19 protein-coding genes are annotated in these 19,603 nt (G+C 73.0%); 11 read left to right on the top strand and 8 right to left on the bottom strand.

The genetic code is table 11. The features are described from left to right. From C3492_RS31905 to C3492_RS31890, 4 genes are all read left to right on the top strand, one after another. Positions 1 to 240 (top strand): hypothetical protein (locus C3492_RS31905; protein WP_103816116.1); only part of this gene is annotated, 240 nt, incomplete at its 5' end. A gap of 241 nt (positions 241 to 481) precedes the next feature. Further along, a complete protein-coding gene (locus tag C3492_RS31900) occupies positions 482 to 1,252 on the top strand; it encodes an MFS transporter (protein ID WP_258056017.1) in 771 nt (256 codons plus the stop codon). A gap of 418 nt (positions 1,253 to 1,670) precedes the next feature. Then, positions 1,671 to 2,096 (top strand): ATP-binding protein, encoded by a 426-nt coding sequence (locus C3492_RS31895; RefSeq protein ID WP_103816115.1) that lies wholly within the window; start codon positions 1,671 to 1,673, stop codon positions 2,094 to 2,096. A gap of 89 nt (positions 2,097 to 2,185) precedes the next feature. Further along, positions 2,186 to 4,258, top strand: coding sequence for a SpoIIE family protein phosphatase (locus C3492_RS31890; RefSeq protein WP_103816114.1), 2,073 nt, complete (start codon positions 2,186 to 2,188; stop codon positions 4,256 to 4,258). Between the two features lie 167 nt (positions 4,259 to 4,425). Here C3492_RS31890 and C3492_RS31885 read toward each other — a convergent pair whose 3' ends face one another. After that, the gene (locus tag C3492_RS31885; RefSeq protein WP_181140655.1) at positions 4,426 to 5,445 is read right to left on the bottom strand and encodes a sigma-70 family RNA polymerase sigma factor; all 1,020 of its coding nucleotides are present in this window, start codon (positions 5,443 to 5,445) and stop codon (positions 4,426 to 4,428) included. 317 nt (positions 5,446 to 5,762) lie between these two features. Here C3492_RS31885 and C3492_RS31880 point away from each other — a divergent pair, with 317 nt between their 5' ends. Together C3492_RS31880 and C3492_RS31875 are read left to right on the top strand one after the other, a co-directional pair. Next, positions 5,763 to 6,269 carry an NUDIX domain-containing protein gene (locus C3492_RS31880; RefSeq protein ID WP_103816112.1) on the top strand — a complete coding sequence of 169 codons (507 nt, stop codon included), beginning with the start codon at positions 5,763 to 5,765 and terminating at the stop codon, positions 6,267 to 6,269. A gap of 45 nt (positions 6,270 to 6,314) precedes the next feature. Beyond that, positions 6,315 to 6,527, top strand: coding sequence for a hypothetical protein (locus C3492_RS31875; protein WP_308461169.1), 213 nt, complete (start codon positions 6,315 to 6,317; stop codon positions 6,525 to 6,527). Here the strand turns inward: C3492_RS31875 and C3492_RS31870 are convergent. From C3492_RS31870 to C3492_RS31860, 3 genes are all read right to left on the bottom strand, one after another. After that, positions 6,502 to 7,485 carry a threo-3-hydroxy-L-aspartate ammonia-lyase gene (locus tag C3492_RS31870; protein ID WP_103816111.1) on the bottom strand — a complete coding sequence of 328 codons (984 nt, stop codon included), beginning with the start codon at positions 7,483 to 7,485 and terminating at the stop codon, positions 6,502 to 6,504. The genes C3492_RS31875 and C3492_RS31870 overlap by 26 nt on opposite strands. 77 nt (positions 7,486 to 7,562) lie before the next feature. Continuing rightward, positions 7,563 to 8,762: an alanine racemase gene (locus tag C3492_RS31865; RefSeq protein WP_103816110.1), complete on the bottom strand. Its 1,200-nt coding sequence runs from the start codon at positions 8,760 to 8,762 to the stop codon at positions 7,563 to 7,565. 14 nt (positions 8,763 to 8,776) lie between these two features. Next, complete coding sequence (locus tag C3492_RS31860) at positions 8,777 to 9,436, bottom strand: transcriptional regulator (protein ID WP_103816109.1); 660 nt, start codon at positions 9,434 to 9,436, stop codon at positions 8,777 to 8,779. 111 nt (positions 9,437 to 9,547) lie between these two features. Between C3492_RS31860 and C3492_RS31855 the strand changes: the two genes are divergently transcribed. Then, positions 9,548 to 10,327 carry a thioesterase II family protein gene (locus C3492_RS31855; RefSeq protein WP_103816108.1) on the top strand — a complete coding sequence of 260 codons (780 nt, stop codon included), beginning with the start codon at positions 9,548 to 9,550 and terminating at the stop codon, positions 10,325 to 10,327. 73 nt (positions 10,328 to 10,400) lie between these two features. On the opposite strand, the gene C3492_RS31850 is transcribed toward C3492_RS31855, so the two are convergent. Continuing rightward, positions 10,401 to 10,901, bottom strand: coding sequence for a peptidylprolyl isomerase (locus C3492_RS31850; RefSeq protein ID WP_103816107.1), 501 nt, complete (start codon positions 10,899 to 10,901; stop codon positions 10,401 to 10,403). A gap of 121 nt (positions 10,902 to 11,022) precedes the next feature. Beyond that, positions 11,023 to 12,096 (bottom strand): NAD(+)/NADH kinase, encoded by a 1,074-nt coding sequence (locus C3492_RS31845; protein WP_103816106.1) that lies wholly within the window; start codon positions 12,094 to 12,096, stop codon positions 11,023 to 11,025. A 422-nt stretch (positions 12,097 to 12,518) separates the two neighbouring features. On the opposite strand from C3492_RS31845, the gene C3492_RS31840 reads away from it, so the two are divergent. Further along, positions 12,519 to 13,100 (top strand): DUF4232 domain-containing protein, encoded by a 582-nt coding sequence (locus C3492_RS31840; RefSeq protein ID WP_103816105.1) that lies wholly within the window; start codon positions 12,519 to 12,521, stop codon positions 13,098 to 13,100. On the opposite strand, the gene C3492_RS31835 is transcribed toward C3492_RS31840, so the two are convergent. Continuing rightward, positions 13,063 to 13,989, bottom strand: a complete 927-nt coding sequence (locus tag C3492_RS31835; RefSeq protein ID WP_103816104.1) for an alpha/beta fold hydrolase — start codon at positions 13,987 to 13,989, stop codon at positions 13,063 to 13,065. The genes C3492_RS31840 and C3492_RS31835 overlap by 38 nt on opposite strands. A gap of 97 nt (positions 13,990 to 14,086) precedes the next feature. On the opposite strand from C3492_RS31835, the gene C3492_RS31830 reads away from it, so the two are divergent. Beyond that, positions 14,087 to 14,485 carry a helix-turn-helix domain-containing protein gene (locus C3492_RS31830; RefSeq protein ID WP_103816103.1) on the top strand — a complete coding sequence of 133 codons (399 nt, stop codon included), beginning with the start codon at positions 14,087 to 14,089 and terminating at the stop codon, positions 14,483 to 14,485. Between the two features lie 167 nt (positions 14,486 to 14,652). After that, on the top strand, positions 14,653 to 16,380 hold the full coding sequence (locus tag C3492_RS31825) for a sigma-70 family RNA polymerase sigma factor (protein WP_103816102.1): 1,728 nt from the start codon (positions 14,653 to 14,655) through the stop codon (positions 16,378 to 16,380). 201 nt (positions 16,381 to 16,581) lie between these two features. Here C3492_RS31825 and C3492_RS31820 read toward each other — a convergent pair whose 3' ends face one another. Next, on the bottom strand, positions 16,582 to 17,433 hold the full coding sequence (locus C3492_RS31820) for a CAP domain-containing protein (protein WP_103816101.1): 852 nt from the start codon (positions 17,431 to 17,433) through the stop codon (positions 16,582 to 16,584). A 451-nt stretch (positions 17,434 to 17,884) separates the two neighbouring features. On the opposite strand from C3492_RS31820, the gene C3492_RS31815 reads away from it, so the two are divergent. After that, positions 17,885 to 19,600 carry a cytosine permease gene (locus tag C3492_RS31815; RefSeq protein ID WP_103816100.1) on the top strand — a complete coding sequence of 572 codons (1,716 nt, stop codon included), beginning with the start codon at positions 17,885 to 17,887 and terminating at the stop codon, positions 19,598 to 19,600. Positions 19,601 to 19,603 lie beyond the last annotated feature (3 nt).

The following is a 19,603-nucleotide window of genomic DNA, read 5'->3' as shown; positions in this document are numbered from 1 at the left end:
CCCCTGCGTGTCTCCGACTGCCTCGACGTCTGCGACCAGGCCAACGTCGTCGTCGTACAGCCGTCCGCCGCCGGCCGGGCCGCCGGCGCGCGGCCGGTCTGGCTGGGGCTCGTCAACGATCCCGACGCGACCGAGGACATCGTCACCTGGGTGCGCGCGGGCGGCCCGGGCGTGGCTCCGCTGCCGGACCTCCTCGGCCTGTACGCCTTCACACCGCCCCGGCGGCGCGCGGATCCCTGAGACCCGGGCCGCGCGGGGGTCCGGTCCCGGTGGGTGTGCGGGGGCTGGTGTCGGCCGGGCGTTTTGGGGGCCGGTGTCGCTGGGCGTACGGGGGCCGGTGTCGGATGGCGTACGGGGGCCGGGCGCCGGTCGCGCGGTACGGGTGCGCTCGGTGAGACCGAGCGTGATCTGGGCGTCGGCCATGCGGAGGCCCAGCGCCGCGAGGCATGCTGGGCTGGGCGGTCGCGGAGGTGGTGTGGGCGTGCGGGCAGCGCGGGCCGGGCTGCCGGACCCGGTGCCGCCGGGCGGGATCGGGCCGTGGCGGTTCGTCGTGTGGTTCGGTGTGGTCAGCCTGCTCGCCGACTTCGTGTACGAAGGGGCCCGCTCGGTCACCGGCCCGCTGCTGGCGTCCCTCGGGGCCTCCGCCCTGGTCGTCGGTGTGGTCACCGGCGCCGGTGAGGCGGCGGCGCTGGGGCTGCGCCTGGTGTCCGGGCCGCTGGCCGACCGGACGCGCCGCTTCTGGGGCCTGTCGATCGGCGGCTACGCCCTCACCGTGCTCTCCGTGCCCCCGCTGGGCGTGGTCGGCGTGCTGTGGGCGGCCTGCGCCCTGGTGATCGCCGAACGGGTGGGCAGGGCGGTGCGCTCCCCGGCCAAGGACACCCTCCTCGCGCACGCCACGGCCGCGACCGGACGCGGCCGTGGCTTCGCCGTCCACGAGGCGATGGACCAGGTGGGCGCGCTGGTCGGTCCGCTGACCGTGGCGGGGGTGCTCGCCCTGAGCGGGGACGCCTACGGCCCCGCGCTCGGTGTGCTCGCCGCGCCCGGCGCCGCGGTGCTGGGGCTCCTGTTCTGGCTCCGGGCACGGGTGCCGGACCCGGAGGCGTACGAGCGGCAGGTGACGGCTCCGCCCGGGACCCTCGCGCCGGCCGGCCCGCCGCCCTGCCCGCCGTCTGCCCGCCGCCTTCCCACCCCGGCCGCAGGGCACCAGCACGAGCCGCGCCGGCCGGTCCGGCGGCACCCGCGCCCCCGGTGACGAGCGCACCGACCGCCGAGAGCACCGGACCGTGACCGCCGGCCACGCCAGTCGCACAGCGCACGCGGCGCGGCCTGCCGGTCCCTCTCGAAGACGGCCCGGAACGACGCGTGCACGGGGGTGGACGAGCGCCCTGCCGGCCCGCCGTCGTCCCCGCATGATGCCCGGCCGGGGACCGCTTGACCACCGAGCCGTCCATGGCCGCGATGGCCGCGGCTGACGGCCCGGTCTCCGGCCGAACCGGTACCCGGGCGGGCCCCCGCCGGCGTCGCTCATGTCCTCGCCGCCCCGGCAAGGCCGGATATCGGCCGTTTCTGGGTACACGCGAGGTAGGGATCAGGCGCTCAGGCAGAGGGCGGTTGGTATGGACGAGGTTGCCCGGAGCGGGGATCGGCGGACGGACCGTGCCGGACCCGTCATGACCTCGGCCGCGTACGAGGGCAGCCCCGCCGACATCGCGGCGGCCCGTGAGCTGGCGCGCGCGTTCCTCAGGAGGGTGCAGGCCGATCATGGCCTGCCGGTGTCCGAGCGGGTGATGGGCGTGGTCCAGCTCGTGGTCAGCGAGCTGGTCACCAACGCCTGCAAGCACGCGCCGGGGCCGTGCCTGGTCGATCTGGAGCTGTCCGGTGACAGTGTCGGGATCGCGGTCTGGGACACCTCACCGGTGCTGCCCGTGGCCAAGGCCGCCGATCCGGGCCGGGTGGGGCAGCATGGGCTTGAGATCGTGATGGCCGTGTGCCAGGGCTTCGAGGTGCACCGGGAACCGGTCGGCAAGCGGATCACCGCGTCCGTGGTGCTGGCGGACGACCCCGGGGGAGACGTGGCCGGCCGCTCCCCGGTGTGACGACCGGGTGCGCGGCCGCCGCCTAGTCCCCGGCGGCTCCCACGGGCCACGGCGCGTGCTCCGACCGAGTGGCAGAGGAGAAGCGGCGTATGGGTGGAACGGACGTTTCCCGGCCTGTCCCGCGCCGGCCCCTGGCCGGTGCCGGCGCGTCGCCCACCGGCCTGCTCGATCTGCTGAGCGTCGCCGCGGTGGTGCTGGACACGAACGGGCGCGTGGTCTTCTGGAGCCCCCAGGCGGAGGAGCTGTTCGGTTACACCGCGGACGAGGCGCTGGGCCGGTTCGCGGCTCGGCTGCTCGTCCACGAGGAGCACTGGGACGAGGTGATCACACTGTTCGCCGAGGTCATGGAGTCCGGCACCGACTGGGCCGGGGCCTTCCCGATCCGGCACAAGGACGGCAGCACGCGCCTGGTGGAGTTCCGCAACATGCGCCTGCTCGACGACCTCGGCGACACCTACGCCCTGGGCCTGGCCGTGGACCAGTCGACCGTGGTACGGGTCGAGCGGGGCGTCGCCCTCTCCGCACGCCTGGTCACCCAGTCCCCGATCGGCCTGGCCATCCTCGACCCCGATCTGCGCTACCTGACCGTGAACCCCGCCCTCGAACGCATGCACGGCCTCTCCGCCGCCCAACAGGTCGGCCGGCGGGTCCGCGACGTCCTGACCTTCCTCGATGCCGAGGCCATCGAGAGCCGTCTGCGCCAGGTCCTGGAGACCGGGGAGCCGGTGACCGACCACTACGTCGTCGGCCGCCCCAGCGCCGATCCGCACCGGGAGCACGCCTGGTCGGCGTCGTACCACCGGCTGGAGGACGCCGCGGGCCGGGTGCTCGGCGTGGCCACGTCCGTCATCGACATCACCGAGCGGCACGAGGCGACCATCGCCGCGACCCGTGCCCGGAACCGGCTGGCCCTGATCGCGCACGCCTCCGCCTCCATCGGTACGACCCTCGACGTGGAGCAGACGGCGCACGAGCTCGCCGGGGTCGTCGTACCGGACCTGGCCGACATCGCCACCGTCCACGTCCTCGACAGCGTCCTGCGCGGGCGCGCTCCGTCCGTCACCGGTCCCGCCCGCTTCCGGACCGTGGCCACCGCCGCGGCCCACGCCTCCGAAGCCGCGCACGCGGCCGAACCGCCCGGACGGGTCGCCGCCTACGACAGCGACCGTCTGCTCACCCGGTGCGTGCGCACCCGCCGGCCCGTACGGGTGGCCGAGACCACCCGCCAGGACCTGCGGCACATCGCCCGCACCAGCGAGGCCGCCTCCCTCCTGGAGCAGACCGGGGTGCACTCCTACCTCGCCGTGCCGCTCCTGGCCCGCGGGGAGGTCCTCGGGGCACTGAGCCTCGCGCGCGTGGGGACCCCCGCGCCCTTCGACGAGGACGACACGCTGCTCGCCTGCGAGCTGGCCGGCCGCGCCGCGACCTGCATCGACAACGCGCGCTGGTACCAGAGCGCGCGCAACACCGCCCTCACCCTCCAGCGCCGCCTGCTCCCGCAGCTGCCGTCCCGCCTGCCCGGCCTGGCGATCGCCTGCCGCTATCTGCCGGCCGGAGCCGTCAGCGAGATCGGCGGTGACTGGTTCGACGCCATGCACCTCCAGGGGGACAGGACCGCGCTGGTCGTCGGGGACGTGATGGGCAGCGGCATCAACGCCGCCGCCAGCATGGGGCAACTGCGCAGCGCCACCCGCGCGTTCGCCGGGCTCGACCTCGACCCGGCAGAGGTGCTCCGGCAGCTCGACCGCCTCACCGAGGACGTCGAGCACACCATCGCCACCTGCGCCTACTGCCGGTACGACCCCGAGGGTGGCCGGTGCCGCATCAGCCTCGCCGGTCATCTGCCCCCGGCCCTGGTCCGGGCGGGCCGGCCGGCGCAGCTCCTCGACCTTCCGTCCGGTGTGCCGCTGGGCGTCGGCGGCACGTCCTTCGAGACGACGGCGTTCGACTTCCGCCCCGGCGATCAACTCGTCCTCTACACCGATGGACTGGTCGAGACCCGCTGCGACCCGATCGACGCCCGTCTCGGCACCCTTCTCGACGCCCTGACCGCGACGGCCGGCCAGGATCTCGGAGAGACCTGCGACCGGGTCCTGGAGAGGCTCCGGCCGCCGGGAGGCGACGACGACGTGGCCCTGCTCGTGGCCCGCGCGGAGGGCTGAACCCCCAGGGCGCGGGACGCGTGCGCCCGTGCGCCGCCGGTCGGGTCTCGGCACTGGTACAGGGCGATGAGGTCCCGTCACGGCCGGTCCCTGCGCGTGCGTCGACGGATCGGCCCGCCGCGTACGTCGATGCGATCGGCCCGCACGCCGCCGAGGTGCCCGTGCCCTCAGCCCGCCCACTCCAGCAGGCGCTCGCCGGCCTCCGGCGCCCGCAGCCGGCCGAGCGACTCCTTCTCCAGCCGGCGGACGCGCTCCCGGGTGAGTCCCACCTGGTCGGCCACCTGCCGCAACGTACGGGGCTGCCCGTCGTGCAACCCGTACCGCAGGCTGAGGATCATCGCCTCCCGGGGTGCCAGCGTGCCCAGGGCGTCCCTCAGCTCCTCGGCGAGCGCCCGGTACTCGGCCACCTCCGGGGCCTGCAGCACGTCGGCGGCGGGGATGAGATCGCCGACCACGGTCTCGCCGGTGTCGTCCACGGGCGTGTCGAGACTGAGGGTCTGCCGGCCGACACGGCGCAGCCAGGCGACGCGTCCCTCGCCGAATCCGCTCTCCCGGGCCACTTCCTCGTCCGTCGGCTCGTGGCCGAGGCGCAGGTACAACCGCCGTTCGGCCTTCGCGAGCTTCTGCAGCTCCTCCACGACGTGCATGGGCAGCCGCACGGTACGGGCGTGCTGGGCCAGGCCCCGTTCCATCGCCTGACGGATCCACCAGGTGGCGTACGTGGAGAACTTGAAGCCCTTGGTGTGGTCGAACTTCTCCACGGCCCGGATGAGCCCGAGGTTGCCCTCCTGGATCACGTCGAGCAGGGGCACGCCCCGGTGCGCGTGCCGCTTGGCGATCGACACCACGAGCCGCAGGTTGGCCCGGATCATGTGGTCCTTGGCGCGCAGGCCCTCCCGCGCGGCAGCCTCCAGCTCCCGGCGCCGGTGCGGAGCGAGGCCGTGCTCGCCGGCCTCGGCCCGTTCCAGTTCCCCGGTGGCGTGCACACCGGCCTCGATGTGCCGGGCCAGCCGCACCTCGTCCTCGGCGGTGAGCAGTGGTGTCGCGGCGATCTGGGCCAGGTACTGGCCCAGCAGATCGGGTTCGTCCCCGGTCTCCGGCACCCTGCTCCGCGGACGTGCGGAGCGGGCGGCGGCACGACGGCGCTCCCGGGGATCCGCCGCCGCGGATCGTGCCGGCGCAGGCATGGTTCCGGTCCTCCGACTCTGTCGCTCGCTTTGCTGCCTCCTCGGCTTCCAGCGGGGCGCCGGGTACCCGGCTGGACGGCCACGACACAGAGGACCCGGCGGCTCCCCGCGACAGCGGCGTTTCGGCCAACCGGCGTTTCGCGGTCCGTCCGAAATACATGTGTTTGATATCCCGGTCCGGTCGTTGAACCCGACGACCGGGCCGGACGACCGCCGAGGGGGACCGCGGTGACCTCGAACCTTCGCACCGGCGGGGAAACACCCCGCCCGCGGCACACGACGACCAGTCGTCCTGGGGACCGGGGAAAGGAGACGCCGTGAGCCGTGTCTGGCTCCCGCCCGAGCAGTACGCCGAGCAACTGATGAAGGCGACCGGATTCGCCTGCGTCCACTTCACCGACGAGCAGGACCGGCCCGTCCAGCTCCACTCCCGGTACAGCCCCGCGCATCCGTGGCAGTTGCCCGGCGGCACGATGGAGCCCGGTGAGCGGCCCTGGGAGACGGCTGTACGAGAGTGCCGTGAGGAGACCGGCATCACGGTGTCCGGCCCGCCACGGCTGCTGGCCGCGGTCTACGGACTGCCCGGCGAGGAATGGCCGTACAGCACCATGGGTCTGATCTTCGACGGGGGCCGCCTGAACGACGCCCGGATCCAGGGCATCACTCTCGACCCGGAGGAGCACGACGAGTTCCGCGTGCTGCCGCTGGAGGCGTGGCGACCGCTGATGCCGGCCCAGGACTTCGCCCGGCTGAACGCCGTGACGAAGGCTCGCCGCACGGGCGTGGCCGAGTACTTCGACACCTGGGACTGGGGGGAGGTGTGAGCGTGGAGTCCGCTGGGTGAACTCCTCGACGGTGTCGGCAAGTCCGTGCTGAGCGTGCCGGACGCCCATGTCACCGACATCGTGGACGTCCGGCCGTGGAGCGGCCCGAAGTGGGCCGCGATCCTGGCGCACCGCAGCCAGGCGGAGGGGGAGCGCGCGCTGCCCGCGCTGCTCTCCCGGCTTCCCGAGGAGACCCGCGGTCGCCTGCTCGTCACCGAGTGCTACACCCGCGTCACCCTCGGTCCGGCCGTCCCGTGAGCGCGGTGAAGCGGTCCACGTCGATGTTGCCGCCGGACGCGATGACACCGATCCGCCGGGGTGGGTCGTCGACGCGTCCGGCCAGCAGGGCGGCGAGGGGCGTCGCGCCGCTCGGTTCCAGGACGATCTTCAGGCGTTCGAAGGCGAAGCGCATAGCGGTGACGATCTCGGCATCGCTGACCAGCGCGATGGCGTCGACCAGGCGCTGGTTGAGGGGGAAGGTGATCTCGCCCGGTGTGGCCAGGGCCTGTCCGTCGGCGATGGTGCGCGGGACCGGGACGGTGACCCGGGTGCCGGCCTCCAGGGAGCGTTTGGTGTCGTCGCCGGCCTCCGGCTCGACGCCGATGACGCGGATGCCCGGGTGCAGCGCCGTGGCGGCGGTGGCGCTGCCGGCGATGAGGCCGCCACCGCCCACGGGCACGAGGAGGGCGTCCAACGGGCCGGTCTCCTCCAGGAGTTCCAGTGCTGCGGTGCCCTGGCCGGCGATGACGTGGGGGTGGTCGTAGGGCGGGATCAGGGCGAGGCCGCGATCCTCGGCCAGGGCGTGGCCGAGCGCGGTGCGGTCCTGGGTGTAGCGGTCGTAGGTGACGACCTCCGCCCCGTATCCGGCGGTCGCCTCCCGCTTGGAGCGGGGGGCGTCCTCGGGCATCAGGATGACGGCACTGGTGCCCAGTTCCCGGGCGGCCAGTGCGACGGCCTGGGCGTGGTTGCCGGAGGAGTAGGCCGCGATGCCCTTCGCCAGCTGCTCCCGGGGCAGTTGAGCCGCGGCGTTGTAGGCGCCGCGGAACTTGAAGGCGCCGATCCGCTGGAAGTTCTCCGCCTTGATGAACACCTCCGCTCCGACCAGGGAGTTCAGCGTGCGGGAGGTGAGGACCGGGGTGCGGTGGGCGATGCCTTCGAGGCGGGCGGCGGCCTCGCGGACATCGGCGAACGTGACGGGTGGTGCGGCGGCGGCCATGGGCGTCCTCGAAGTGTCCTTGACGGGCGGGGAGACGGGTGGGGCAGTCGTGCGGGGGAGACGGGTGCCGGGCGGGGTCACCAGCCGGTGACGCGCGGCCAGTACGCCTCGATGCCGGGCGTGGACGCTCGCGTGCCGCCGGAGCCGTCGATGACGTGGTAGCCCAGATGCTGGGCGGCGGTGGCGCAGGCGTGGTTGGGCAGGACACGCAGGCGGGTGCCGATGGGCAGGTCGGGCAGAACGACGCCGTCGCGAGCGGTGAGGGTGCCGTGTTCCTGGCTGGCGGCGGTCATGACCAGGCCCGGGATCAGCGCGCCGGACAGGTCGGTGACCAGGCCGTAGCCCTGGTCCTGCGGCTGGACGGCGGTGCCCCGGTCGCGCGACATGGCCATCCAGCCCCCGTCGGTGACGATCCATCCGTACTCGGGACGGTGGCCGATGACGGTGACCACGACCGACAGGGCGAGGTCGTCCACGTGGCAGACCCCGAGGCCGGCCATCACCAGGTCGAAGAAGACGTAGTTGCCCGCGCGGAGTTCGGTGACTCCGGTCAGGTCCTCGGCGGCGTGGGCGGTGGGGGTGGAGCCCACGCTGACGGTGGGCACGGGCAGACCGGCCGCGCGAAGGCGCTCGGCCGCGGCGACCGCGGCATCGCGTTCGTTCCGCGCCGCCTTGCGCTGCTCCCCGGCGGTGTAGCAGAAGTACGACTCGCCCGCGTGGGTCAGTACGCCGTCCAGGCAGCCAGCGTCGTGCAGGATGCCGGCGATGCCGGTGAGCCCGGGGGCGTCGGGCTTGAGGCCGCCGCGGTGGCCGTCGCAGTCGATCTCGATCTGGGCGGGAAGGGCGATGCCGGCCTCGCGTGCGGCCGCGGCGACGAACGTCGCCTGCTCGGTGCTGTCCAGCAGGACGCGCAGGGTGACACCGCGGCGCGACAGGGCGATGACGCGCGGGAGTTTGTGCGGTTCGATGCCGACGGCGTAGGTGATGTCGCGACACCCCGCGGCGGCGAACGCCTCGGCCTCGGCGAGCGTGGAGACGGTGACGGGCCCGGGGGTGCCGTCGTGCAGGAGGGCGGCGGCGTCCACGCTCTTGGCCGTCTTCACATGGGGGCGCAGGGTGACCCCGAGGCGGTCCGCCCGCGCCCGCAGGCGGGCGGCGTTGCGCCGGACCCGGTGCACGTCGACCACGGCGAACGGGGTGTCGGGGTCCGCCAGGCTCGTGGCGGCGGGGGAGGGCTCGGCGGGGGAGGACGGAGCGGGGACGGGCCCGGTCGTCATGGGCAGGTGACCTCTCACTTCGCGTAGTTGTAGACCGTGGCCCGCGACACGCCGAGCAGGTCCGCGATGGTCTGAGCGGCGTCGCGCGAGTCGAAGTAGCCGTCCCGTTGCAGCTGCCGTACGAGGGCCTTCTTGTCCTCCCGGCTCAGCGAGCGGGGGGTGGCGGCACGCTCGGCGGCCCGGGCCTCCACCGCCTGGCGCAGCTCGCGCGCGGTGCGGTCACGCAGCGTCTCCAGGGGCCGGTCACGGTGCTCGGTGTCCGTGGCCACGAGGTTGGACAGGGCCAGGGTGACCGGGGACAGGACGGACACGTCCAGGTTCAGGCACAGTGCCGCGATGTACTCGCCGGCGGCGTTCTTGATGCCGATGGAGGTGCTCTTCGCCGGGCGGCCGTCGGGGAACCGGTTGGGATAGTTCTGGATGACGCTGGGGTACTGCGGATCGGCGATGCGGGCCAGGCCCAACTCGGTCGCGGAGTCGCCCACCTGACGACCTGACAGGTTGTTCTCGATCGTGCGGATCGCGTGGTCCGGATGCCGCAGGTCGTGCAGCACCACCTCGCACAGACCGGGGAACATGCGGCCCAGCGCGACAGCGATCTTCTCGGCCTCCCGGACGAGATGCTCGTCCGCGCTGTCCTCGCCCACGCCATCCCCCGTAGATTTGCCGTCCATCTCTGGACTGTGAGTCTAAAGAGAGGGGTGTGCCGGGTCAACCGCGATCAGTCGTGATCGGATGAGGGTGCCGAGGGCGGCACCTGCCGTCCGTTCCACCGAGGGAGACACATGACCGACCGGTCCAGCGCGGCACACCGGTTGTGGCTGCGCAGCTTCCACCAGGCGGCACCGGGTGCGCCCAGGCTGCTGTGCCTGCCGCACGCCGGCGGCTCCGCGAGCTTCTACTTCCCCGTCTCCAAGGCGCTGTCACCCGCGGTCGACGTGCTCGCGGCGCAGTACCCCGGCCGTCAGGACCGCCTCGCCGAAACCCCGGCGGAGTCCGTCCAGGAACTCGCCCAAGGGGTGTTCCGCGCGCTGGACGAGGACGACGGCACACCCCTCGCGCTGTTCGGGCACAGCATGGGCGCCCTGGTCGGCTTCGAGCTGGCCCGGCTCCTGGAGTCCGCCGGGCGGCCTCCCGCGGTGGTCTTCCTCTCCGGCCGCAGGGGTCCGTCCGTCCACCGGACCGAGACCGTTCACGAGGGCGGCGACGCACGGCTGATCGAGGAGGTCGTCAAGCTCGACGGCACCGACGCCGCCCTGTTCCAGGACAAGGAACTGCTGGAGATGATCCTGCCCGCGCTGCGGGCCGACTACCGCGCGGTGGAGACCTACCGGCGCGCCCCGGGGCCGCGGTTGAGCTGCCGCTTCGTCGTGCTGACCGGCGACGCCGACCCCCGGGTGACGCCCGAGGAGGCCCGGAGGTGGGACGAGGAGACCGACGGCCCGTTCGAGATGCACGTCTACCCCGGCGGCCACTTCTACCTGACGGCGCGGCAGCAGGACGTGGCGGCCCGGATCGAGGCGACGCTGCGGCGACTCGACCCCGGCGCCGGAGCGGTGGCCTGAGCCCGCGGCCGTACCCACCGAGCAGCGCGGGGCGGCACCGGTGGATCGGTGCCGCCCCGCGGGGGTGTGTGTCTCAGCCGATGACCTGGGCGGACTCGATGACCACGGACTCGGTGGGCACGTCCTGGTGGCCACGACGGCTGCCCGTCTTGACGGCCTTGATGGAGTCGACGACATCCCGGCCCTCGGTGACCTTGCCGAACACGGCGTAGCCCCAGCCGGTCGGGCTCTTCGCCGAGTAGTTGAGGAAGGCGTTGTCCGAAACATTGATGAAGAACTGGGCCGTAGCGGAATGCGGGTCGTTCGTCCGCGCCATCGCCACGGTGTAGTTGTCGTTCTTCAGCCCGTTGTCGGCCTCATTCTGAATAGGCGCCTGGGTGGGCTTCTGATCCATGTCCGGAGTGAAACCGCCGCCCTGAATCATAAAGCCGTTGATCACCCGGTGGAAAATCGTGCCGTCGTAATGGCCGCCGCGGACATACGACAGGAAGTTCTCGACGGTCTTGGGCGCCTCGGCGTCGTTCAGTTCCAGCACGATCCGGCCGAAGTTGGTGTTCAGCTCGACTGTCGACATCAAAGACTCCTCATTCCGGTGGGCTTGCCCACGCCTACGCTACGGAATATACGACCACGGGGCACATGGGCCGCGCCGCAGCACCTCGTGGTGCGAACGGCCATCCGTCCGGGTCATGTCCTCACGACAGCCGGGGAGCGTCGGCGGGAGCCTGAGGCAGGGCCAGATGGGCCAGATCGCCCGGCCGTGGACTCGTCACCGGCCACAGCGGAGCGGCCGTCCCGTCGGCGAGCGCGGCCGGCGCGTCGGTGAGGTTCATGCGCTGGCGCAGCCGGCCGTAGAAGTCCGTCGGACCGAGCCGGACCGCCTTGAGCCGGCGCGGGGCGGCGTACACGCCGATCCAGTCGCCGGGGCTCAGCACCCCGCGCAACTGGCCGTCGATGCTGACCGCGGCCTGGCCCGAGCGTTCCAGCACCCGCAGCGCGATGGGCTCGTCCGGTGCGGCGACCACCGAGCGGTTGAACACCATGTGCGGCGCGACCGGTGTGAACACCAGGGCGTCCGCGCGCGGCGAGACCACCGGACCGCCCGCGGCGAAGCTGTACGCCGTGGACCCGGTGGGCGTCGCCACCAGCAGGGCGTCGGCCGAGTAGGAGGCGAGCAGCCGGCCCGCCAGATACACCCCGACCGACACCTGCCGGTCCCGGGCCAGCTTCTCCAGGACCACGTCGTTCAGCGCGGTGACGTTCAGGGCGACACCCCAGTCGTTGCCCGCCTCGCACTCCCCGCGCACCTGCGGCGGGGGCAGCAGCGGGCCCCGCCCGTACCGCAGCAGCGTCTCCATCTGCGCGGGCACCTCCAGCCGGCACGACGCCCGCATGGTGAGGAGCATCCGGCTCTCGATGTTGATCCGCTCCTCCCGTACGGCGTCCAGCGCGTCCCGCACCGCCGTGGCGGGGACCTCCGTGAGGAAGCCGACCCGGCCGAGGTCGACACCGAGCACCAGGGCGTCGTTCTCGGCCGCGAGCCGCGCACCGCGCAGGAACGTGCCGTCGCCGCCCAGGGTGACGATCAGGTCCGGATCACCCGCGCTCTCGACCTCCTCGCGGGCGTTGTGCCGCGCGCCCTCCTGCCACACGTCGATGTCCGCACATCCCACCGCGTGCTCGTCGCACCACGCGCGTACGGCCCGCGCGGCGGTCGCCGCCTCGGCGCGCCCGCCGTGCACGACCAGGCCGACACGGTTCACCGTCATATCCGCACACCGCCTCCCAGCCGGTTCGTACCGGGCGCCATCCTCGCCGCGGACCGCGCCGGCCGGCGCACGCCACGCCGCCGCGGCCGGTCGCGCGACCGCCCACGCCATCCGGCACCGGTCCCCTCCGTGTACCTCGTCCGTTCTCCCTGTACCTCCCCGTCTCTCGGCTATCTTCCTGACTCCTCGTACACCGTCTCCCCTTCGTGCACCTGCGCCACATGTGTCACAGCGGACGCGCCGGGGAACCCGGTGTCGCGGCGCCCGGTCCCTGCCGGTGAGCACCGGCGCCGTGTCCGTGCCGATGGGCACCGCTGCCGCGGCGAACGCCTTGACCACGTACTGGCGCACCGACCACGTACCGGCTCCCCGACGACGTACCGGCACCCCGACCACGTACCGCGGACTACCGGGGGAATCCCATGCGCGACCGACACAGCATCCGCGTCACCGCGGCGGCTCTGACCGCCATCGCCGCGACCATGTCGCCGGCCGCCGCCCAGACGGCGAGCGCCGCCTCGGCGGAGGCGGCCCCGGCCGGCACGGCCCCCGCTTCCAGGGCGCGGGCCTGCACACCGGAGGCGCTGGAGGCGACGGCGTACCAGGCCGCCCACCGGCCCCGGGGCACGGGCACCGGGGCGGCGATCGTCCAGTTCACCAACGTCTCCGCGCGCACGTGCGTGGTGCGGGGCCACCCGACGGTGGCCGTGGCCGGCAACGGCTCCCCGGAGCGCAACCTCCCGCTGAAAGTGATCCGCGAGGGCAGGGCGGCCCCGGTGCGGGTCGCCCCGGGCGGCAGCGCATGGGTGAAGCTGACCTTCGTCCAGGTGCACGGCGGGGCGGACGGGTACTGCGTCTCCGGCGCCACGCCCTCCATGTTCCCGACCCTGGTGGTCGGCCTGCCCGGCGCGGGGATCCATCAAGTCGCCCTGCTGGCAGGGGAGATCACCGAGTGCGACAACAAGGTCACGGTGACGGCGGTGTCGGCGACGCGCCCGTCCTGAGTGCGCTGCCGTCCGCTCGCCGGCCGCACGGCCCTTCGTCCGCGTCGAGGAACGGTTCCACCAGGCGCAGCAGCGCGTCCGGGCGGTCCAGCGGGATGATGTGGCCGCAGTCCGGAATCACGTGTCCCGTCAACCGGTCGGCGTACGGCCGCAGTTGGTGCTCCAGTGCCCGGCCCACCGGGTGGGCGCCGATCGTCAGCGCGGGCACGGTGAGGCGGGCACCGGCCACGGCCTCCCGGATCTGCCGCGCGCCCGTGGGCAGGGCCCGGTACGCGCCGAAGGCGGAGCGCAGCGCCCCGGTCCCGGTGTACGCGCGGACGAACTCGGCGCGGACGTCCGGCCGCACGCCCCGGCCGAGCGTGCCGCGGTCCAGGAACCAGCCGATGTACGCCTCCTCGCGGCCGGCGAGCACGGTCTCCGCCAGGCCGGGTTCCGCATGGAAGCCGAACCACCACGGCGGGCCGCCGGCGAGGAAATCCTCGGCGCCCGGGAGGTCGCCGAGCACCGACTCCATCAGCACCAGCCGCCGTACCAGTCCGGGCCGCCGCATGGCCAGCAGGAAGGCGGGCGGGGTGCCCAGGTCGACGCCGACCACGGCGGCCGGACCGGCGTCGAGTGCCTCCAACAGGCCCGCGGCGTCGGCGGCGAGGCTCCCGGCGTCGTAACCGCCCGTCGGCCGGTCGCTGTCGCCGAAACCCCGCAGGTCCGGCGCGATCACCCGGTAGCGGGTGGCCAGGGGGCCGATCACCTCGGTCCACAGCCGCCAGGTGTGTGGGAACCCGTGCAGCAGCAGGACGGCCGGCCCCTGACCGGCCGTGGCGACGCTCAGTCCGACGCCGTTGACGGTGACCCGGCGCAGCCGCACGCCGGGGACGGGGGAGACAGCCATGCACGACCCCTTGAGTAACGAATGGTGACAAGGGAACGGTAGGTAACTAGCCTGGGTCCCACCAGACCGCACTTTCCCGTCAGATGGTGAGCTTCAGGTGACCTCCCAGGCCAAGGGCGTGAACGCCCCGCGCGGCGACCTGTTCGACCCCGCGTGCCCGACCCGTCGGCTGCTCGACCGGATCGGTACGAAATGGACCTCGATGGTGGTGAAGGTGCTGGCGGAGGCGGCCCCCGGGGAGGTCCGCTTCGCCGAGCTGCTGCGCCGGATGCCCGGCGTCTCCCAGAAGATGCTGTCGGTGACCCTGCGGAACCTGGTGCGGGACGGCCTGGTCGCGCGCCGGGTGGAAGCCACCGTGCCGCCCGCCGTGCACTACCGCCTCACCGAGCTCGGCCTGTCCCTCGAAACCGTTCTCGCGGCCGTCCGGAACTGGGCCGAGGAGCACATGGCCGAGGTCGACCGGGCGAACGAGCTGACCGGCGATCAGGACGCCTGAACCGGGCCGGGCGTCCACCGCCGTGTGATCTCCTCCCTTGCGGCCGCCGCGCCGCTCCTGTGAGTCTCCCGTCGAACGATTTTCCGAAGAACTGTTATCGGCACCGCACCGAGCGGTCTCCCAGGTAACGGACAGCATCGTTCGGCGTCGAGGACAGGGAAGCTCTGATGAGGACACAGCACACGGTGGATCCGGCGGCACTGGTGAACGCCGCCAGAGCGGGAGACCCGGCGGCCCAGGACGCCCTGGTCAGCGCCTACCTCCCGCTGGTGTACAACATCGTGGGGCGGGCCCTGAACGGTTCGGTCGACGTCGACGACGTGGTCCAGGAGACCATGCTCCGGGCCCTCGGCTCGCTCGGCGACCTGCGGACCCCGGAGAGCTTCCGCTCCTGGCTCGTGGCCATCGCGATGAACCGGGTCCGGGCGCACTGGCAGGACCGCCGACTCGCCCCGGACGCCGTGGAGGAGCGCGGCGACGTCGCCGACCCCGGCGCCGACTTCGTCGACCTGACCATCGTCCGGCTCCAGCTCTCCGGCCAGCGCCAGGAGACCGCGCGCGCCACGCGCTGGCTGGAGCCGGACGACCGGGAGGTGCTCTCGCTGTGGTGGCTGGAGTGCGCCGGCGAGCTGACCCGGGCGGAGGTCGCCGCGGCCCTCGGGGTGTCGCCGCAGCACACGGCGGTACGGGTGCAGCGGATGAAGGCGCGGCTGGAGGCGGCCCGGGTGGTGGTACGGGCGCTGGACACGCGGCCCGCCTGCGAGGAGCTGCGGGCCGTGCTGGCTTCCTGGGACGGCCTGCCCTCCGCCCTGTGGCGCAAGCGAATAGCCCGGCACGCCCGCGAGTGCCCGCGCTGCGGCGGCCTGTGGAGCGGCCTGCTGCCGGCGGAGGGGCTGCTGGCCGGACTGGCACTGGTCTCGGTGTCGTCGGCGCTCCTCGCGACGACGCGCTCGGCGACGGCCACCCTGACCGCGACCACCGAAGCCGCCGCCCCTCAGCTGACCCACCTGGCCCCGGGCCCCGACACGGTTGCCGACGGGCCGGGTCACGGCACCGCCGGGTCGGACGCCGGCAGCACCGGACCAGGCGTCGACCGCAGCGACCCCGCCCCCGTCGGAGTCCGGGCGGCCTCCCGTCGTCGTACGAGCGGGCGCGGCGAGGCGCGGCGGCGACGGCGGCGGGTCCGGCGCCGGGCCGTCGGGGGCGCCGTGGTGGCGGCCTGTGTGGCCGGCGGCGGTCTCTGGTACTCCGGCACCGACTCCCGGCCGGCGGACACCAGGGAGGCGACCGCCGCGCGGACCGCCGGTGCCCCCGTCGTCGACCTGGCGGAACCCAGCGCCGTCGCCACCTCCTCGTCGCTCTCGGCGTCCCCGTCCCCGTCCCGCACGAAGAAGAAGCCGAGCGCCTCCAAGAGCCCTCGCCCCGCGCGCGAGAGCACCACTCCCCGGGCCGAGCCGGCCGAGCCCACCACTCCGCGCGTCTCCAGTGCCCCGCAGGCGCAGCCGGCGCCCACCGGCACGGTGGCCCAGGTGGTCGCGCTGGTGAACAAGGAGCGCGCGGCCGCCGGATGCGGCCCGGTCACCGAGGACCCCCAACTGGACAAGGCCGCCCAGGGCCACTCCGACGACATGGCCGCCCGCGGCTACTTCGACCACATCGACCCGGACGGCGCCGGCCCCGGCGAGCGCATCACCGCGGCGGGCTACCGCTGGTCCACGTACGGCGAGAACATCGCGAAGGGCCAGCAGACCCCGCAGGCGGTGATGGACTCCTGGATGAACAGCCCGGGCCACCGCGCCAACATCCTCAACTGCGCGTTCAAGAACATCGGCGTGGGCGTCCACGACGGCTCGGGCGGCCCCTGGTGGACCCAGGCATTCGGCGCCAAGCTCTGACCCGGTCAGGGGTGGGGGAAACTGCCCGGCGGGCTGTGCCCGAGGGCGCCCGGCCAGGACCAGGCGCCCTCACGGTCGCACCGCGGGCGGCATCACCCTCGGCGCGGCCACGGGCATCGGCGGACTGACGAACCCGTGGGCCCCGGCCGGGCCGACGCGCCGCCCGCCGACGCCCAGCGGGCCGACTCCGCGGGCCGACGCTCAGCGGGACGTGCCGAAGTCCTGCGTCCAGTAGCTGCCGGGCTGCGCGAGGCCGACGCCGATCTCCTTGAAGCCGCAGTTGAGGATGTTGGCCCGGTGGCCGGGGCTGGACATCCAGCCCGCCATGACCTGGTCCGCCGTGCTGTAGCCGTAGGCGACGTTCTCGCCGTAGCTGCTCCAGGTGTAGCCGGCCCGCGTGATGCGGTCGCCCGGGGACGAGCCATCGGATCCGGTGTGCGACATGTTCTGGTGCGCCGCCATGTCGTCGCTGTGGGCCTGCGCGGCCTTGGTCAGCGTCGCGTTGAGGGTCAGGGGCTGGCAACCGGCCTTGGCACGCTCGGCGTTCACGAGCCGCACGATGTCGGCGGTGACCCCGGACGCCGTGGCGGTGGGCGCCGGGCTGCTGGGCGCGGCGGGGGCCGCGGAAGTGGCGGGCGCCGGGCTGCTCGGCGCGGCGGGGGCGGCGGTCTGGGGGGTGCTGGGAGCGGCGGTCTGCCGGGCCTTGTGGGCCAGGGCCTTCTTCCTGTGGGAAGGCGCGTTCTTCTCGGCGTGCCAAGGCGTGCCGCTCGGCCGGGTCGTCGGACGCGTCGTGGCCCGGGGCGCGGGCGGCACACTGGTCTCCGGCACGACGGTCAGCGGCGCTCCGGTGGCGTAAGCGTTGCTGTCGTGATCTCTGGGCGTGTACTGCCACTGTCCCACGGGTGCGCTCGTCGCGGTGGTCTGCGCCGGGTCGTCCGTGCCGTACGGCCACTCGGAACAGGCCAGGGCGACGGATGGCACGCCCACGGCGCCGATGGCGGCGGCGGTGACGACTATTCGCCGGTAGTGCTTCGTCTTGCGGTGCTGGCCCATACGTCAACCTCACTCGGTGATCGCGGAGGGCTCATTCTCAAGACGGCTTCACACCGAGTGCAAAGGGTGCTTCTACTACCGCGCCCCGTAGAGCCGCGCGACCCTTGTCAGACGGGCCGAGAGATGCCGACTTCGCGACAGCGACGTTTGCGCAACGCTGCCGGACCGTCAGATCCGCGCCCGGGTCGGGTGATGGGACGAGGTGCCGGGCGGTACGCGTGCCACCGTTCGAGCCGCCGCGCACGGCTACGGCAAGCCGGACAAATCCCATATGTCGTGGGAGCCGCACCTACTATCCGGCCCGCTTAGTCGCCGACTCCGCTGTGACGGATGTCACCTCTCGCCAGGTCGCCGTGTTGTAAAGGCCGCGAAACAGCCGGGCAATACCGCGGCACGAACCTTCCTGCACTGCCCCGGGCCGTCCGGGCGCAGGCAGGCAAAGGGGAGTGCCGTGACGGAGATCGTCGACACCCAAGCGCCACCGGCCCCGCCCGGCGGTCGTACGTACAACGGCTGGACGCAGAACGACACGCTGGAGGACTACTCGCTGCGGTACGCGCCCAAGTCCTTCCGTCGCTGGTCGCCGTACGTCGTCGCCACCACGGCCCTCGGCGGTATCGCCTACCTCGCGGACTTCGCCATCGGCGGCTCGATCGCCGTCTCGCACGGCTTCACCAGCGCCCTGGTGGCGATCCTGACCGCCGCGGTGGTCATCTTCCTCACCGGCATCCCGATCTCGTACTACTCGGCGAAGTACTCCATCGACATGGACCTGCTGACCCGGGGCGCGGGCTTCGGGTACCTCGGCTCGACCCTCACCTCGGTGATCTACGCGAGCTTCACCTTCATCTTCTTCGCCCTCGAAGGCTCCATCATGGCGCAGGCGCTGGAACTGGGCCTGCACATCCCGCTCGCCGTCGGCTACGTCCTGTGTTCCCTCGTCATCCTGCCGCTCGTCGTCCACGGCATGACCGCCCTGTCGAAGATGCAGGTGTGGACGCAGCCGGTCTGGCTGGTGCTGATGGTGGCCCCGTTCGTGTCCATCGCGATCCAGGAGCCCGGAAAGTTCTCGGAGTTCACGCACTTCGCGGGCGACTCGCCCACCGGCTCGACGATCAGCATGCTCGGTGTCGGGGCGGGCGCGGGCGTCGCGCTGTCGCTCATCGCGCAGATCGGGGAGCAGGTCGACTATCTGCGCTTCATGCCCGACAAGACCCCGGAGAACGGCAGGCGTTGGTGGGCCGCGGTGCTCGGCGCCGGCCCCGGCTGGGTGGTCCTCGGGGCGCTGAAGCAGATCGGCGGCGCCTTCCTGGCCTTCTACATCGCCGGCAGCGTGGGACTGGGCAAGGCGAACGAGCCGATCCAGCAGTACGTCCACGGGTTCGGGACGTTCGCCGCGCCGGTCGCCCTGGGCCTGGCCACCTTCTTCGTCATCCTCTCCCAAGTGAAGATCAACTCGACGAACGCGTACTCCGGTTCCCTGTCCTGGTCGAACTTCTTCTCGCGGCTGACACACCGTCATCCGGGCCGCGTCGTCTACATCTTCCTCAACGTCGGCATAGCGCTCGCGCTGATGGAGGGTGGCGTCTTCGGCTTCCTCAACACCGTCCTCGGCTTCTACTCCAACGTCGCCATCGCCTGGATCGGCGCGGTCGTCGCCGATCTGGTCGTCAACAAGCCGCTCGGACTGAGCCCGTCGTACATCGAGTTCAAGCGGGCGCACCTGTACCACTTCAACCCGGTCGGCTTCGGCTCGATGCTGATCGCCTCGGCGGTCTCCATCGCCGCGTACTTCGAGGCATTCGGCGCGTACGGCAAGGCGTTCTCGCCGTTCATCGCGCTGTTCCTGGCCATGGTGCTCTCACCGCTGTTCGCGGTGCTCACCCGGGGCCGCTACTACCTCGCCCGCACCGACGACCTGTCCGAGCCGCCGCTCGGCGCGGACGGGCTGCCCTCGGCCGCCGTCCTGACCTGTTCCGTCTGCGCGACCGGCTTCGAACGGCCGGACATGGCCGCCTGCCCCTTCCACCGGGGCGCGGTCTGCTCACTGTGCTGCAGCCTGGAGCAGGACTGCCACGACTCCTGCAAGAGCAGCACGGGTGCCCCCGGCCCGGTCTCCCTCGCCCTGCCCACCGTGCGGTCCGGCGACGGTCCCGGCCCCCGCTGACCA

It is taken from the genome of Streptomyces sp. Ru62, from assembly GCF_002920615.1.
GTDB lineage: Bacteria > Actinomycetota > Actinomycetes > Streptomycetales > Streptomycetaceae > Streptomyces.
This window is presented reverse-complemented; position numbering and strand designations above follow the sequence as displayed.